Origin of the sequence: Sphingomonas pseudosanguinis (assembly GCF_014196255.1) — a bacterium.
Classification (GTDB): domain Bacteria; phylum Pseudomonadota; class Alphaproteobacteria; order Sphingomonadales; family Sphingomonadaceae; genus Sphingomonas; species Sphingomonas pseudosanguinis.
This window is the reverse complement of sequence record NZ_JACIDH010000010.1, coordinates 77,091-91,784: the sequence shown is the minus strand read 5'-3', so window position 1 is coordinate 91,784 and position 14,694 is coordinate 77,091. Positions and strand designations below refer to the sequence as shown.

The window sequence follows — 14,694 nt, the reverse complement described above, 5'->3', positions numbered from 1 at the left end:
CATGGTCCGCTTCGCCGCCATCCGTCGCTGGACCGCCCGGACCCTGTGCGGCGGGGCGGTGATCGTCGCGGGGATCGTCCACGTCCCCGCCGCACTCGCCTTTCCCTATCGCGCCGACTTCGGCACCACGACGGTGCTGGCGGAGCGGCCGATCGACCGGGCCGCGATGGGCCGGGTGCTGGCACGGGCCGACCGGCTGCTGGCAGCCAGCCCGCTCGACCGGCCGGGGCTGGCGCGACAGGTGGTGCTGACCGATGGCGGCTGGCGGTGGCGGATGCTGGCGATCGGGGTGAGCGACGCGATCGCCTTTCGCCGCCCCTTCGCCCACGCGCTGATCTTCAACCGTCATTCGGTCGCGGCCGACCGGGTGACCAACGGCGCTCCTCTTGGCGGTGTGCGGACGCTATCGGGTACGATCGCGCATGAGATGATCCACCGGCTGGTCGCCGACCATATCGGCGAATGGGCCGCGCTGCGCCTGCCCGCCTGGAAGCGCGAGGGCTATCCCGACTATGTCGCGCGGGAAACCAGCATCCGCCCCCAGGACGAGGCGCTGATCCGCGCGCGCGATCCGAAGGCGCGGGTGCTGGCCTATTACGAGGGACGTCGCCGCGTGGCGGCCGAACTGGCGCGCAATGGCGGTTCGGTGGACGCCCTGCTCGCGCCCTGAACGCTTAGCCAGCAACGGTTGTGGCGGCGCGCCGTTCGCGGTAGCGCGGCGTCATGTCCGATCTTGCCGAAATCCGCGACGAATATGAATTCCTCGACGCCGACGATCGCTATCGCCTGTTGATCGACCTCGGCCGCGCGCTGGAGCCGATGCCCGAGGCGCTGAAGACCGACGCGACGCTGGTGCGTGGGTGTTCGGCCTCGGTCTGGGTCTATCCGATGAAGAGTGACGCCGCGGGGCTGCACTTCCTGGCCGACTCCAATGCCGCGATCACCAAGGGGATCATCGCGCTGGTGTTGAAAACGGTGCAGGACAAGACGCCGGCGGAGATACTGGCGACCGACATCGAGGGCGAGCTGGCGCCGTTCGATCTGAAGAACCAATTGAGTTCGAACCGGACCCAGGGGATTCCGAACATGATCGCGCTGATCCGGGAGACGGCTGGGCGGTATTGAGGTTTTGGGGTGTGGACTCGGTGAGACACCGTGCCCTCCCCCATCCCCTCCCGCTTGCGGGAGGGGAGCGGCCAGAGGCACAAGTGGCGCGCGGTCTTCAACTGTTGAAAACCGGGTTAGGTTTGTCGAAATAGCCTGACGCCAACCGCTTGGCACGCCCCTCCCGCAAGCGGGAGGGGATGGGGGAGGGTTCAGGGTCTCACCGAGACCGACCTATGAAACACCCCGGAACCATCCCATTCCCGTGGCCTTCGACTGCGCTCAGGCTGAACGGAGGTTGTTAAAAGGTACGAGCCCCTCGCTCCGCTCAGCCTGAGCGCAGTCGAAGGCCACGTCCGAACGCCCGCCCGTCAACCACCCCGCCCTAACCGCGCCGCGATCGCCTCGACATCCTCGTCCGGCGTCACCACCAGCCATTCCCCAGGCCGACGCCCATCGACCAACGTCACCGCATGTTTCGGGCACAGCCCCAGGCACTTGGTCTCGACCACCCCGACCGAGGCCTTGCGCCCCTTGCCGAATATCCGCCGGAGCGCCTTGACGAGCGGCGTCTTGCCCTTGGGCCCGAACCCGCCGCCGACCTTTTTCGAGCATTTGCCGCAGACCAGGACCGTCGCTTCCCATTCCGACTTGGCGCGACGGATCATTCGGGCTTCCAGCTGCGGCGTTCCTCGGCGGCGCGCAGGACCTCGTAGGCCGCCTGCACCTGCTGGAACTTCGTCGCGGCGTCGGGATCATTGGGGCGGATGTCGGGATGGTTCGCCTTGGCGAGGCCTCGCCACGTCGCGCGGATCAGATCGAACTCGGCGTCCGGCTCCAGCCCCAGCGCGTCAAGCGCGCGCATCTCGTCGCGCGAGCGGGTGCCGTCGCCCGGCCCCGCCCAGGCTTGGTGCTTGGACTGGGCATAGCCCGCGCTCGTCCGCCGCTCCGAGGCTTCGCGTGCGGCGGCTTCCTCGGCGCTCAGACCCTGAAAATAGTCCCAGCCGCGATTATACTCGGCGGCATGCGCCTCGCAGAAATACCAGCGGTCGGGGCTGTTGGGGGACTTGGGGGCCGGACAATTGCCCGGCTGGTCGCAGCCATGCCGGTCGCAGATACGCACGGGCTTGGCCTCGCGCGACGCGCCATAGCTGCGCCAGCGAGGAAAGCCCCAGTCATTGGATCGGGTAGAAGATCGCGCCACCGGGCCGATTTAGGCGACTTGCGCGCCGGTGCAAGCATCGAGCGATGCGCTTTGTGAGACAGCGCCGGCCGCCCCCTACTGAATCGCTTGACCGCCAATGGTTCCCTCGTACATGAAATATAAGTCATCATATAGTCATGTCCGTACCGGACATATGCGGACGCCCAGCTGTATCAGGAGCCGCCGTGGCCCAAAGTCGTTCCTTTCTGGCCACCGCACGGGCGGATGTGCCGGCGTCGATCGTGGTGGCGCTCGTCGCCCTGCCACTCTGTCTGGGCATCGCGGTCGCCTCCGGCGCGCCGCCCTTCGCCGGGATGATCGCCGGCATCGTCGGCGGCCTGGTCGTCGGCTTCCTGTCCAAATCGCCTTTGTCCGTTTCCGGCCCCGCCGCCGGCCTGACCGTGATCGTGTTCGAGGCGATCGAGCGGCTGCCCAGTTTCCAGGTCTTCCTGCTGGCGGTGATGCTGGCGGGCGTGTTGCAGCTCGCCTTCTCCTTCACCCGCGCCGGCGTGCTGGCCGAGTTCGTGCCCTCGGCCGTCATCACCGGCATGCTGGCCGCGATCGGCCTGATCCTGATCCTGAAGCAGGTGCCCCACGCCATCGGCTATGACGGCGATTTCGAGGGCAGCTTCGAATATGCCAGCCGCGCCGGCGGTAACACCTTCACCGATCTGTGGACCAGCGTCAGCCAGGACATCGCCCCCGGCGCGGTGCTGATCGGCGCGGTGTCGCTGGCCTTCCTGTTCTGGTGGGATCACGCCAAGCCCAAGCAGGGTCCGCTGCGGCTGCTGCCCGGGCCGCTGGTCGTGGTCGTCATCGGCGTGGTCGGCAACATGCTGCTGGGCGCGTTCCAGCCCGCATGGCAATTGACCGGCAGCCATCTGGTCCGCGTGCCCGTCGCGGGCGGTGCGTCGGAGTTTCTCGGCCAGTTCCAGCTGCCCGACTTTTCGGCGATCGGCACCGGCGCGGTGTGGACCACCGCGATCACGCTGGCGATCGTCGCCAGCCTGGAATCGCTGCTGAGCGTGAAGGCGGTCGACGAGCTCGATCCGCGCCGCCGCACCACCGACAAGAACTGGGAGCTGATGGCGCAGGGCGGCGGCAACATCGTCTCCGGTCTGCTCGGCGGCCTGCCCGTCACCTCGGTGATCGTGCGCTCCTCGGCCAATGTCGATGCCGGGGCAGAGAGCAAGATGTCGGCGATGCTGCACGCGACCTGGCTGCTGCTGTCGGTCGCGCTGATCCCGGTGCTGCTCAACCAGATCCCGCTCGCCGCCCTCGCCGCCGTGCTGATCGCCACCGGCTACAAGCTGTGCAAGCCCAAGCTGTTCACCGATCGGTTCAAACAGGGGTGGAGCCAGTTCATCCCCTTCATCGTCACCATCCTGGCGATCCTGCGCACCGACCTGCTGATCGGCATCCTGGTCGGGCTGGTCGTCGGCTTCGTCTTCGTCGTGGCGCGCAATTTCCGTCCGGCGCTGACCTATGCCTATGACGATGGCGACTGCCTGATCCGGGCGCGGCGCAACCTATACTTCATCCACAAATATGAATTGCAGAAGTCGCTGGCCAAGGTGCCGGACGGCGCCAATCTGCTGATCGACCTGTCCTCGACCTCCTATGTCGATCTCGACAATGTCGACATCATCAACGCCTTCATCAAGGGCGCCGACTATCGCGGGATCAGCGTCATCGTACGCGGCGACATCGCCGAGCGGACCGCCCCGCTGATCAATGCCCCATCGACGGGAGTGCGCTACGCATGAGGGAATATAAGCAGTTGCTGCTCGCCAATAAGGCTTGGGCGACCGAACTCCTCGAGGAGAAGACCGACTTCTTCCAGCGCCAGACGGTGGGGCAGAAGCCCGACTTTCTGTGGATCGGCTGTTCGGACAGCCGGGTGACCCCCGAGCAGATGACGATGACGCCGCCGGGCGGCATGTTCCTCCACCGCAACATCGCCAATCTGGTCCATGACGACGACCTGAACCTGTTGTCGGTCGTGCAATATGCGGTGGATGTGCTGAAGGTCCGCCACGTCATCCTGTGCGGCCATCATGGCTGCGGCGGCGTGCTCGCCACGCTGAACGGCGGGACGGAGGGGCCGGTCGACCGGTGGCTGGGCAATGCCCGCGACGTGCTTCACCGCCACCAGGACGAGATCGCGGCACAGCCCGATGAGGCCGCGAAGGTCAACCGCCTGGTCGAGGTGAACGTGATGGAGCAGCTGCGCCATCTCGCGCGGCTGGACACGATCCAGAAGGCCTTTGCCGAGGGCCGCGAGCTATGGCTGCATGGCTGGGTCTACGACATCCGCGACGGGCATATCAAAACCCTGCTGGAGATCGACGCGACCACCGATCTCGACGGGATCGAGCGGCCGGGCAAGGTGCTGGTCTGATCGGACAGGCCGGGCCGCCCGATCGCGGCCCGGCCATCGCCGCCGGTCTCAGCCCGGCAGCTGGAAGCGCACGCCGGTGACGCTCGCGCCGCAGCCCAGCCCGCCATCGGGACGATAGCTTTTGTCGAAGCGGGCACCCTGCATCATCTTTTCCGACGCGGTCGAGAAGATGAAGGGCGGATAGCTGACGAGGGTGCGGACATTCTGCGCGCGGCCGGCGGCGTCGATGTCATACTGGTTCCTCACCCAGCCCTCGAACCCCCAGCGCAGCGCCTCCTGCGGGAAGGAGGACGAACCGTTGTTCAGGAACACCGGCTTGGACTGGGCATCGAGCGTGGCGCATTGCGAGGCGGCAAGCCCCGTCTTCTCGAAGGTCTGGCGTGCCAGTTCGCTGTTGCCGCGCCGCTGCGCGATCGAGGCCAGCCGGATCAGCGCGCCGACCTTGAGCGGATCGCGCGCCGGCAGCGCGGCGTCGTCCACCACCTGCTGCAGATAGGGATCGCTGTCCTTCCACGGGATGGCGTCGGCAATGATCAGGCGCAGCGCATTGCGCGCCTGAACGTCATCGACATAGGGCTTTTCGGTCAGCATCGGCGATACGACCGTCGCATAACGTCGGTCGCGCCAGAATTCGCGTCCCTGCAAGGTGCGCGTGACAACGGCGAACCGCAGCCTGGCCATGGCGGGCATATCCGACTGCGCCGCCGCCAGCGCATCCGCCTTGGCCACCAGTGCCTGCCGTTCCTCGGCACCGAGCACCGGATTGCGCATCAGCGTGTCGCTCGCCGCCAGAATGGCGGGCGCCTGCCCCGAGCTTTCCGCACTCTTGAGCGCGGCGCGTTGCGTCTCCAGCGCCGCCCCGCCGCCCCGCGCGCCGACATCCGACCCGGCGCGCGCAATGCCCTTTGTCTTCAGCCAATCGCCAAAGGCGCTGTCGAAATCCTGCCAGATCGACGGCCGGGCGAACGATGTCGAACAGCGCATTTCCAACCGCACGCTATAGCGGAAGAAGGGCGGCAGCGTCTTCAAATCCTCGGGCGTCCATACCCATCCGCGAACGGCGCGCGCGAAGGCCAAGGCCTTCTGCCCCCCGCCCGAGGAATATATGGGTTCGACGTTGAAGGTGGTACCGTCGTCTCCGACACCGAATTGCACGACGGCCACATCGTCGGGCTTCAGATCGGCGTCACCGCCACAGGCCGGCGGCTCCATCAGATTGGCCGCGACGAAATTGCCCTTCGTCGACCGCCCGGCCCCGGTGTAAGCCATATATTCGCGCGCGGTGTCGGCATCGTGAGCCAGGAGCGCGGCGATCGCCGCATCGGACCGCGCGGCAACGTCGCGCAGATCGACCTTGTTCAGGGTCAGCCCGCCCAGCAGATTGACGACGCGCGGCCCCATCCTGTTCGCCTCGGTGAAACGACCGGTGTTGAGGAGCAGCCGCAGCCGCGCCTGGGCCAGCGCCGCCTGGTCCGTCTTGCCCAGATTCATCCGGGCGGCGATGGCGTCGGCGCGGTCGAGCGCCCCTTGTGCGGCGGCGGGATCGGTGAAGACCTGCATCCGCGCACCGGCCAGCATCGCGCCGACCCGGGTCGCGTCATCGGTCGCCGCCGCTTCGGCCTTGCCATATTCGGCGGTCGCATCGGCATAGTCGAGCGAGTCCGCCGCGATCTTGCCCAGCATCATGTGCGCGTTGAAGCGATCCTCGGCCAGCGTCGTATCCGTGGCGGGCAGTGCGGCCAGACCGGTACGGATGGTCTTGGCCGCCTCGTCCAGCCGTGCCAGCCGGTATAGCGCGCCGCCCTTTCGCACCGTGCCGATTGCCCAGGTCCGCGTCCCCGGCTCGAACCGCGCGGCAAAGGCCGTCCAGGCGGCCAGCGCGGCATTGGCGTCGGTGCCCTGGTCCAGCGCGGTGGCGGCGTCATATTGCTGCTGCGCGCTGGGCTTCGCGGCGGGCGGCGTCGCCTGCTGCGCGATGGCGGCCGTACCTGTGGCGACGACCAGTCCGACCAGACCGGCGCGCGCGAAAATCGTCGATGTCATGATTCCCCAAAGCCCTCCCAAGCTCTCGCGGCAAGGAAGCTGCCCTATTTCGGGGCGGAAAGCCAGAGGGCCTGTAAGCCGGGTTCTGTCCACCGGCCGAGGCCGGATGGGCGACCATTCTTCTAGGACGATGCTTGCACATCGCCTCAAGCAACCAACCCGGATAGCGGGCGGGAACGCGCCCCGACGCCTTGCGGCGCCATGCCATCCCTATTCGGTCTTGCTCCCGGTGGGGTTTGCCATGCCGTTTCCGTTACCGGACCCGCGGTGCGCTTTTACCGCACCCTTTCACCCTGACCTGGCCGAAGCCGTGGCCGTCTGCTCTCTGTGGCACTGTCCCTGGGGTCGCCCCCGCCGGGCGTTACCCGGCACCGTTGTTCCGCGGAGCCCGGACTTTCCTCGCCCCCGGTTTCCCGAGGCCGCGGCCGCCCGGCCCTCTGACTGCGGGCGGCTGTAGCGGGAATGGGGCGCAGGGCAAGGGGTTTGTGGTCGGCAGGCTCGCGCGGGCTTCGACTTCGCTCAGCCTGAACGGCTGTTGGGGTGAAGGCTGAGCGGCTGTTCGGGTAACCCCCTTCCCCGCCCCGTTCAGCCTGAGCGAAGTCGAAGGCCAAGGGAATCGCTCTCAACTATCCCGTGAGCGCGCGGCTATAATAGCGCCGACGGGATCAATTGACCCTCCCCACCCATGACCGGGACCGTGCCCAAGATGAGGGACTTGCAACGCCGGTTCCGCGTGGGCTTCGACTTCGCTCAGCCTGAACGGAGGGTAAAATGGGGCCTTACCCCAACAGCCGTTCAGGCTGAGCGAAGTCGAAGCCCACGCCCCGCCCCGTCAATCATCTCCCTGGGGACGCGGCAGCAGCAGTGCCAGCAGGATCATCCGGCATTCCGCATCGATCTCGCCGTCGATCAGCTCGGGGCGGAAGCGCCGCTGGAACGCCATGATCGCCGCCATCCGGTCGGTCACGTCATAACCGAACCGCTCCAGCGCCAGGCAGAAGCCCGCCTCGGTCCACATCGGGTCCATCAGGTTCTTGGTCGGACGCGGCAGCGCGAGCCGCCGCCGGGCGAGCGCCCCCCAGGGGAACAGCTCGCCCGGATCGCGCTTGCGCGCCGGCGCGATGTCGGAATGGCCGACGATATTGCCGCGCGTGATGCCGTGGCGCTTCTGGATGTTGGCGACCAGTTCCATGACGGCGGCGATCTGTTCGTCGGGGAACGGGCGATAGCCCCAGTCATGGCCGGGATTGACGATCTCGATGCCGATACTGGCCGAATTGACGTCCTCGATCGCGCGCCAGTGCGACTTGCCCGCGTGCCAGGCGCGGTTCTCCTCGGCGACCATGCGCAGCACGGTGCCGTCCTCGGCGACCAGATAATGGCAGGACACCTTGGCCTCCGGATCACGCAGCCGCGCGATCGCCGATTCCGCATCCTGCATGCCCGTATAGTGCAGGACGATCATCGATATGGGCAAACTCCGCTCGTCGAAATTGGGCGACGGCGTGTCGACGATCGTCATGCAACCTCCTGAACGGCCCCGGTCCGCTTGGGTCCCGTCTAGCGGCATCGATCGCCGATGGATATGCCGATCATGCCGGGCGCGGCACGGTGTCCCCATCGATCTTTTCATAGAGACCGCGCCCGCCGGGGTTCAGCCGGAAGAGGTCGGTCTGGCCGATCACCGTCTCACCGGCGCCCAGGATCAGCCCGCCGGAAGGGCGCATTGCCGAAGCCAGGGTCTGGAAGGCGCGCTGCTTGGGCTCCGCCGCGAAATAGAGCATGACGTTGCGGCACAGCACCAGGTCGAAGCCGCCGCCGGGCGGCGGGTCCGACACCAGGTTCATCTGGCGAAAGGCGATGTGACGCAGCAGTTCGGGCCGGACGATCCATTCATTGTCCGCGCGCCCCTCGAACCAGCGGACCAGATGGCGGATGGGCAGGCCGCGCTGCACCTCGAACTGGGTGTAGCTGCCCGCCCGCGCCCTGGCCAGCGCGGCCTCGGACACGTCGGTCGCCACGATCTCGGGGATGGGTGTGCCGATGCGTTCGTGCCGTTCGGCAAAGGCCATCGCGATCGACAGCGGTTCCTGCCCCGTCGAACAGCCGACGCTCCAGATGCGGGCGCGGCGACCCGTCTTCTCGACGGTGGCGATCGTCTCGACGATCGTGTCGAAGACATGCGGATCGCGGAAGAAGGAGGTCTCGCAATTGACGAGCGCATCGACCACCCGCCCCGCCAGCGACGGATCGCTGCCATCGAGGATCGCGATGACGAGCTGGTCGAGCGTCTCGAGCCGTCGCTCGCGCATCAGCGGCAACAGGACGGTGTCGACGCGGGTCGAGCGATGGCGGACGATCTGTTGCCCCGTCCGCGCCTCCAGCAGGGCGGCGAGCACGTTGAGCGCCTGGATCGACGCCATGGGCGGCGCCGGCGGGGCGATCGCCTTGGGCGGGACCGATCGCAGGCCGGACGCCATCACCGCTGCACCGCCTGCGCCAGCATCGCGCCGATGGCTTCGGGCGGCAGCACCATGTCGGCCAGGTCATGACCGACGACCACGCCCGGCATGCCCCAGACGACCGAACTCGCCTCGTCCTGCGCGATGATCGTCCCCCCCGCCGCCTTCAGCGTCTCCGCCCCCTCCAGCCCGTCGCGGCCCATGCCGGTCAGCACGATGCCGAGCGCGCGCCGGCCCCAGACGCGCGCCATGGCGGCGAACATCGGATCGACCGAGGGCAGGCACCCGCTACGCGCGCGTCCGTATTGCAGGCGGATCGCCGCACCGCCATCGGGCAAGGCGGCGAAGGTCATGTGCGCGTCGCCGGGCGCCACGACGATGCGCCCGGGACGCAGCCGCTGGCGATCCTGGGCGACGTCGCAGGGCCGGCGCGCGACCGCGGCCAGCTGCGCGGCGAAATAGGACATGAACGACGCGGGCAGATGCTGGGTCACGACGATCGGCACCGTCATCGTCGCTGGCAAGGGCGCGAGCAGCTTGGCGAGCGCATGGATGCCGCCCGTCGACGCGCCGATCCCGATGATGTCGGGCAAGGCGCCGCGCGTCGCCGGCAGGGGCGCGACGGGTGCGCGGGCAAGGGTCGTCACGCCGTTCGGCACCGCCAGCGCGTCGAGCTTCTGGCGCAGGGCCTCGCCGAATTCGGACAGCCCTTTCGGCTGGGGCTTCACCAGCGTGTCGGCCGCGCCGTGCGCCAGCGCCTGGACCGTCGCCGCGCCGCCATCGGGGGTGGAGGACGAGACGATGATGATCCGCGCGCCCCGCCCGGCGGCGAGCAGCCTGGGCAGCGCGGTGATGCCGTCGATGCCGGGCATCGCGACGTCGAGCAGGATGATGTCGACGTCATGCTCCGCCAGAAAGGCCAGCGCGGCATCGACATGGGTGACCGCGCCCACGACCGCGAAGCGCGCCAGGGGTTCGATCTGTCGCGCGATCAGCGCGCGCGCCACCGCCGAATCGTCGACGATCAGGATGCGGGTGCCGGCATCCGGCATCGCGGGTCTGGGATAGGGGAAAGAGGCCATGCGAGGGCGGCTCCGCGCAAAAGTCCGGGCGTCGACGTCAGATCATGCCGACGAGCTGAAGCTTGCTTTCCAGCGTCTCGCGGTCGAACGGCTTCATGATATATTCGTCCGCACCCGCATCGATCGCCGCGCGGATATGCGCCATGCCGTTCTCGGTGGTGCAGAAGACGATGCGCGGACGCGGCTCGATCCGGGCCTCACGCAGCGCCCGCAGGAAATCCATCCCGCTCATCACCGGCATGTTCCAGTCGAGCAGAACCACGTCGGGCACCGATTCGAGACAGGCCTCCAGCGCCTCGCGACCGTCCCCCGCTTCGCGAACCTCCAGGTCGAGCGTCTCGAGGATATGGCGCGCGACTTTCCGGATCACCTTGGAATCGTCCACGACCAGACAGGTTTTCATGCGGCACGCCTTCTACTGCAACCGATCCCGCCGGGACCTTGCGGCATTTTAGCCGGGCGAAAGTAAGGACCGGGTTAATCGGTCAGCACACCAGCGCGCTTCCCTGCGGCACCAGTCGCGCCAGATTGAGGATCAGCAAAGGCTCGCCGTCGCGCACCACGATGCCGTCGGCCGCCCGGCCCCAGCGGCCATGCGCGGGTGGCGTGTGCGGCATCGGGCTGGTCTCGAAGGTTTCGATGTCGTCGAGTTCGTCCACCAGCATCGCGTAATAATGACCGTCCTGCCGGGTGATGACCGCGCGCCGGACATGATCCGCCACCGGCTCCAGGCCCAGCGCCAGCCGGGTGTCGACCACCGTCACCACCCGGCTGCGCAGCGCCGCCAGGCCCCGGATCGACAGATCGACGCGCGGCACGTCGACCACCTCGCCGATATCGACCACGGCGTCGACCTGATCGGCGTCGAACACCACACCCTGCCCGGCGATGCGGGCGATCAGGAACAAGGGCATCAGCGGCCTCCCCGGCGGGCATGGCCGGCCAAGGCGGCGATCAGCGCGGACCGGTCATAGCGATAGATGCTGTCGGGATCGGCCGGCCCGTCACGGTCACGCCGCAACCGGACGACCGGCGCGCTGACCAGCGTCGTGGTGGAGGCGTCGTCGTCCATGACCAGCCGGACATCGGCCGCCTCGCCATCGGGCAGACGCAACGCGCAGCGATAGCCATGTGCCTCCAGCGCGGGACGCAGGAACCGGTCCATCCACTCGGCACCCGCCCCGTCGAGCAGGCAGAGCGGCGCCGCGCCTTCGGACTGGGCCGGCGTGGTGGCCATGAACAGCGCCAGCGGATCGATGATCTCGATCGCCTGCCCCTCCCACACGGTCACGCCAAGGATCGCACCGCCACCATCGGCGGGCGCGACATCGGCGGGCAGCGGAATGATCTCGATCGCGCCGGCCATCGCATAGGCGCATTCGGCCTCGCCATCGGTCAGGCGCAACACCTCGATGGTCGCGTCCCCGGCCGCGCTCGCCAGCGCCTCGTGGCTGACGGCGTGGAGCGGCATCGTCGTCTCGCCGACGATCAGGCGGAGCTGCCCGCCCGACCGGTGGATGGCGCCGGGTGCGACCTTCTCGACCCGGTCGATCGCTCCCAGCGGAATGGCCCGGCGCGATCCGTCGAGATCGTCGAACAGCAGGGCCGGGGTCGCCCGCTGGACCTCCGCTGTCGCCGCGACATCCGCGCCGCGATCGAAGCGCAGCCCGGCCGCTTGGGCAAGGCCGCCGCCATCCAGCAGCAGCATCGGCAGCCCGCTGTCGGGCAAAGTCTGTCCGGCATAAAGGCCGGTGGCCATCACCGCCGGCGCGGCGGGCTTGACCACCACCTCCTCGGTATCCAGCACATCGTCGACGCCCAGCGCATAGTCGCCGTCGCGGGTCGCGACGATGACCAGCGTCGTCGGCGCGTCGTCCCCCATGCGCAGGAAGGTCCCCAGCGGCAGCATGGGCAGCCGCCGCCCGCGCACGGTCGCGATCTGAACCGGGCCGACGGGATCGATCCGCACCTGGTCGCCGCGCACGCGGACGATCTCCTCGATCGACTGGCGAGCGAGCGCGAAACGCTGCCGGCCGACCGCGACGACGATGGTCGACATGATCGACAGGGTCAGCGGCACCTGAATGGTGATGGCCAGCCCGCGCCCCGGCCGGTTGTCCAGCGCGATGCGGCCGCCGACATGCTCGATATTGGCGCGCACCACGTCCATGCCGACGCCGCGCCCCGACAGGGTGGAGACGGTGTCGCGGCTCGACAGGCCCGGCGCGAAGACCAGGTTCAGCCGGTCCGCCGCGCTCATCGCGGCGACCTGGCCGGCACTGTGCAGATCGCTCGCCACCGCCTTGGCGGCGATGCGGCCGACGTCGATGCCGGCACCGTCATCCTCGATCTCGATCAGGATCTGGTTGCCCGACTGTCGCGCCGTCACGCAGATCTGGCCGGTGGGCGGCTTGCCGCATCGCCGGCGCTCGGCGGGTGACTCGATCCCGTGGTCGATCGCGTTGCGGATGATGTGGACCAGCGGGTCGCGCATCATCTCGATCATCTCGCGGTCCAGATCGACGTCCGACCCCTCGATGCGCAGATTGACCGCCTTGCCCAGCTCCGCCGCCGTGTCGCGCACCATGCGCGGCAGCGCGGCGAACAGCGCATCGACCTTCTGCATCCGGGTGCGCGTCACCGTATCGCGCATATCGGCGACGGTCAGCGACAGCCGGTCGAGCGCCGCCTCGACACGTGGGTCGAGCACGTCGTCGCGCAAGCGCCGGGCCAGTTCGTTGCGCGCCAGCACCATGTCGGACATGCCGCTCATCATCCGGTCGAGCAGATCGACGTTCAGGCGGATGCTGCGCGGCGCGGCGCGGGCCGCCGTCATCACCCGGCGCGGGCTGGGCGCGGCGATCGGCATCTCGACCTGCGAAAGGGCGGCGATCAGCGCCTCGTCGTCCGAATTATCGAGCGGCACCCCCGCCGCGATCGCCTCGACCACCGCGCCGATCCGGTCGACGATCGCCAGCACACCGTTGACCAGCGCCGTATCGGGCACCCGCCCGCCGTCGCGTACCGCCGCCAGCGCATCCTCGGCGGCATGGCTGAGCCGCGACAGACGCGGCAGGTCGAGAAAGCCGCAGCTGCCCTTCACCGTATGGACGAAGCGGAAGATCGCATCAAGCCGCCCCCGATCGGCAGGGTCCGCTTCCCACGCGACGATCTCGCCGGACAGCGCGTCCAGCGTTTCGCGGGTTTCGGCAATGAATTCCTGCAGCAGGTCGTCCATATTTCCCCGGGACACCGAGATTTCGGACCCCGTCTTGCCGCCACAAGATTAAAAGGGCGTTTACCCAGCCCGGATCGCGGCCCCCAGGATCATGGTGTTGGGCGCGGGCTCGGTGACCAGCGTCATGCCGCCATGCTCGACCGTCAGCGTGTGGATCAGGAAGGCGGGTGCGGTGCGCGAGCCGAGCGGCTCGATCCCCTGCCCCTCCATCAGGGTGCGGCGGATTTCGGGGTCGAGCAGGATGCGCGGCCCCTCCAGCCGGATCGCGATCTCGATCGCCTCGCGCCCCGCCTCGGCACCGATGTCGATCGTGCCGCCGCGCGCCAGCGCCTCGACCGCGATCAACGCCAGATTGACCAGGATGCGCACCGCCGGCTTGGGCAGCGACGGCGCCTCGACCAGCCAGCCCAGCGTGGTGCGGCGATTGTCGACCAGCAGCCCCTCGATCGCCGCCTTCGCCTCGGCCATGTCGACCCGCTCGCTGAAGCCGCCGCCAGCGCCAAAGGCCAGGCGGAAGAATTTCAGCTTGTTGGCCGAGGCGCGCGCGCTGTCGGCCAGCAATTCCATGCACCGCGCGCGCATCGCCGGATCGGTTTCGTCGGCGAGCAATTCCAGCCCGTTGTTGAGCGCCCCCACCGGCGACAGAAGATCGTGGCACAGTCGCGAACAGAGCAGGCTCGCGAAATCCACCGGGCTGACGGTCATGCAAAATCCCTTGACGAAGTTTCCCTTTTTGACGTGGGCGGGCCGTCGGCGCAAGCAAGCGTGAGCGGATCGAACCGGCCATGGCGTCGGCCCGCCGCGACGGCACGCCAGGCGGTGACCGCCCCGCCGCCGATGATCAGCCAGATCGTGCCATCGGGGGCGGCATCGGCGGCGTCGCGCGGCGACGGCGCGGCGAGCCCGTTCGGGTGCGAATGATAGTGGCCGATCACCGCCGGGCCACCGCCGCGCGCGGACCGGTGCGCGGCGATCAGCGCGGCCGGATCGATCTCGAACCGGTGCCAAGGTTCGGGCGAGACATTGGCGCAGGGCACGACCGCGGAGATGCGGTTCTCCTCCCCCAGCAACAGCCCGCATACCTCGCGGTCGGCCGACGCGGCGGCGGTTATCAACAGGAAGTCGAGCGCCTCGCTTGAAATCGTTACGGTCATGCCCAA

15 protein-coding genes and 1 other RNA gene are annotated in these 14,694 nt (G+C 68.3%); 4 read left to right on the top strand and 12 right to left on the bottom strand.

Annotation, left to right across the window (positions count from 1 at the left end; genetic code table 11):
- Position 1: 1 nt before the first annotated feature.
- Positions 2 to 670 (top strand): hypothetical protein, encoded by a 669-nt coding sequence (locus tag GGR48_RS11850; protein ID WP_183952094.1) that lies wholly within the window; start codon positions 2 to 4, stop codon positions 668 to 670.
- A 53-nt stretch (positions 671 to 723) separates the two neighbouring features.
- Positions 724 to 1,125 (top strand): SufE family protein, encoded by a 402-nt coding sequence (locus GGR48_RS11845; RefSeq protein ID WP_183952093.1) that lies wholly within the window; start codon positions 724 to 726, stop codon positions 1,123 to 1,125.
- 350 nt (positions 1,126 to 1,475) lie between these two features.
- Here the strand turns inward: GGR48_RS11845 and GGR48_RS11840 are convergent, their stop codons facing one another.
- Together GGR48_RS11840 and GGR48_RS11835 are read right to left on the bottom strand one after the other, a co-directional pair.
- Positions 1,476 to 1,772 carry a (2Fe-2S) ferredoxin domain-containing protein gene (locus tag GGR48_RS11840; protein ID WP_183952092.1) on the bottom strand — a complete coding sequence of 99 codons (297 nt, stop codon included), beginning with the start codon at positions 1,770 to 1,772 and terminating at the stop codon, positions 1,476 to 1,478.
- The gene (locus GGR48_RS11835; RefSeq protein WP_183952091.1) at positions 1,769 to 2,308 is read right to left on the bottom strand and encodes a DnaJ domain-containing protein; all 540 of its coding nucleotides are present in this window, start codon (positions 2,306 to 2,308) and stop codon (positions 1,769 to 1,771) included. Before GGR48_RS11835 ends, GGR48_RS11840 begins: the two co-directional genes overlap by 4 nt.
- Before the next feature lie 185 nt (positions 2,309 to 2,493).
- Here GGR48_RS11835 and GGR48_RS11830 point away from each other — a divergent pair, with 185 nt between their 5' ends.
- Both GGR48_RS11830 and GGR48_RS11825 read left to right on the top strand, forming a co-directional pair.
- Entirely contained in the window at positions 2,494 to 4,074 is a 1,581-nt protein-coding gene (locus GGR48_RS11830) for a SulP family inorganic anion transporter (RefSeq protein WP_183952090.1), read from the top strand.
- Positions 4,071 to 4,709: a carbonic anhydrase gene (locus tag GGR48_RS11825; RefSeq protein WP_183952089.1), complete on the top strand. Its 639-nt coding sequence runs from the start codon at positions 4,071 to 4,073 to the stop codon at positions 4,707 to 4,709. The genes GGR48_RS11830 and GGR48_RS11825 overlap by 4 nt, the downstream gene beginning before the upstream one ends.
- A 48-nt stretch (positions 4,710 to 4,757) precedes the next feature.
- On the opposite strand, the gene GGR48_RS11820 is transcribed toward GGR48_RS11825, so the two are convergent.
- The 10 genes from GGR48_RS11820 to GGR48_RS11775 all read right to left on the bottom strand — a co-directional run bounded on the left by GGR48_RS11820 (position 4,758) and on the right by GGR48_RS11775 (position 14,688).
- Complete coding sequence (locus GGR48_RS11820) at positions 4,758 to 6,752, bottom strand: hypothetical protein (RefSeq protein WP_183952088.1); 1,995 nt, start codon at positions 6,750 to 6,752, stop codon at positions 4,758 to 4,760.
- 58 nt (positions 6,753 to 6,810) lie between these two features.
- An RNA gene (rnpB, locus tag GGR48_RS11815) (RNase P RNA component class A) lies at positions 6,811 to 7,193 on the bottom strand.
- 391 nt (positions 7,194 to 7,584) lie between these two features.
- Entirely contained in the window at positions 7,585 to 8,274 is a 690-nt protein-coding gene (locus tag GGR48_RS11810; RefSeq protein ID WP_183952087.1) for an N-acetylmuramoyl-L-alanine amidase, read from the bottom strand.
- A gap of 70 nt (positions 8,275 to 8,344) precedes the next feature.
- Positions 8,345 to 9,232 carry a CheR family methyltransferase gene (locus tag GGR48_RS11805; RefSeq protein WP_183952086.1) on the bottom strand — a complete coding sequence of 296 codons (888 nt, stop codon included), beginning with the start codon at positions 9,230 to 9,232 and terminating at the stop codon, positions 8,345 to 8,347.
- Entirely contained in the window at positions 9,232 to 10,296 is a 1,065-nt protein-coding gene (gene cheB / locus GGR48_RS11800; protein WP_183952085.1) for a chemotaxis-specific protein-glutamate methyltransferase CheB, read from the bottom strand. Before cheB ends, GGR48_RS11805 begins: the two co-directional genes overlap by 1 nt.
- Positions 10,297 to 10,333: 37 nt before the next feature.
- Positions 10,334 to 10,699, bottom strand: a complete 366-nt coding sequence (locus GGR48_RS11795) for a response regulator (protein ID WP_183952084.1) — start codon at positions 10,697 to 10,699, stop codon at positions 10,334 to 10,336.
- An 82-nt stretch (positions 10,700 to 10,781) separates the two neighbouring features.
- Positions 10,782 to 11,210, bottom strand: a complete 429-nt coding sequence (locus GGR48_RS11790; RefSeq protein ID WP_183952083.1) for a chemotaxis protein CheW — start codon at positions 11,208 to 11,210, stop codon at positions 10,782 to 10,784.
- The gene (locus GGR48_RS11785) at positions 11,210 to 13,534 is read right to left on the bottom strand and encodes a chemotaxis protein CheW (protein ID WP_183952082.1); all 2,325 of its coding nucleotides are present in this window, start codon (positions 13,532 to 13,534) and stop codon (positions 11,210 to 11,212) included. The genes GGR48_RS11790 and GGR48_RS11785 overlap by 1 nt, the downstream gene beginning before the upstream one ends.
- Positions 13,535 to 13,594: 60 nt before the next feature.
- Entirely contained in the window at positions 13,595 to 14,239 is a 645-nt protein-coding gene (locus GGR48_RS11780; protein WP_183952081.1) for a histidine phosphotransferase family protein, read from the bottom strand.
- A complete protein-coding gene (locus GGR48_RS11775) occupies positions 14,236 to 14,688 on the bottom strand; it encodes a M67 family metallopeptidase (protein WP_183952080.1) in 453 nt (150 codons plus the stop codon). The genes GGR48_RS11780 and GGR48_RS11775 overlap by 4 nt, the downstream gene beginning before the upstream one ends.
- Positions 14,689 to 14,694: the final 6 nt, after the last annotated feature.

What these genes read in the sequence shown, in the direction of transcription:
- GGR48_RS11850 (WP_183952094.1), top strand. Translation starts at nt 2, where the DNA reads ATGGTCCGCTTCGCCGCCATCCGTCGCTGGACCGCCCGGACCCTGTGC.
- GGR48_RS11845 (WP_183952093.1), top strand. Translation starts at nt 724, where the DNA reads ATGTCCGATCTTGCCGAAATCCGCGACGAATATGAATTCCTCGACGCC.
- GGR48_RS11840 (WP_183952092.1), bottom strand. Translation starts at nt 1,772, where the DNA reads ATGATCCGTCGCGCCAAGTCGGAATGGGAAGCGACGGTCCTGGTCTGC.
- GGR48_RS11825 (WP_183952089.1), top strand. Translation starts at nt 4,071, where the DNA reads ATGAGGGAATATAAGCAGTTGCTGCTCGCCAATAAGGCTTGGGCGACC.
- GGR48_RS11820 (WP_183952088.1), bottom strand. Translation starts at nt 6,752, where the DNA reads ATGACATCGACGATTTTCGCGCGCGCCGGTCTGGTCGGACTGGTCGTC.
- GGR48_RS11810 (WP_183952087.1), bottom strand. Translation starts at nt 8,274, where the DNA reads ATGACGATCGTCGACACGCCGTCGCCCAATTTCGACGAGCGGAGTTTG.
- GGR48_RS11805 (WP_183952086.1), bottom strand. Translation starts at nt 9,232, where the DNA reads ATGGCGTCCGGCCTGCGATCGGTCCCGCCCAAGGCGATCGCCCCGCCG.
- cheB (WP_183952085.1), bottom strand. Translation starts at nt 10,296, where the DNA reads ATGGCCTCTTTCCCCTATCCCAGACCCGCGATGCCGGATGCCGGCACC.
- GGR48_RS11795 (WP_183952084.1), bottom strand. Translation starts at nt 10,699, where the DNA reads ATGAAAACCTGTCTGGTCGTGGACGATTCCAAGGTGATCCGGAAAGTC.
- GGR48_RS11790 (WP_183952083.1), bottom strand. Translation starts at nt 11,210, where the DNA reads ATGCCCTTGTTCCTGATCGCCCGCATCGCCGGGCAGGGTGTGGTGTTC.
- GGR48_RS11785 (WP_183952082.1), bottom strand. Translation starts at nt 13,534, where the DNA reads ATGGACGACCTGCTGCAGGAATTCATTGCCGAAACCCGCGAAACGCTG.
- GGR48_RS11780 (WP_183952081.1), bottom strand. Translation starts at nt 14,239, where the DNA reads ATGACCGTCAGCCCGGTGGATTTCGCGAGCCTGCTCTGTTCGCGACTG.
- GGR48_RS11775 (WP_183952080.1), bottom strand. Translation starts at nt 14,688, where the DNA reads ATGACCGTAACGATTTCAAGCGAGGCGCTCGACTTCCTGTTGATAACC.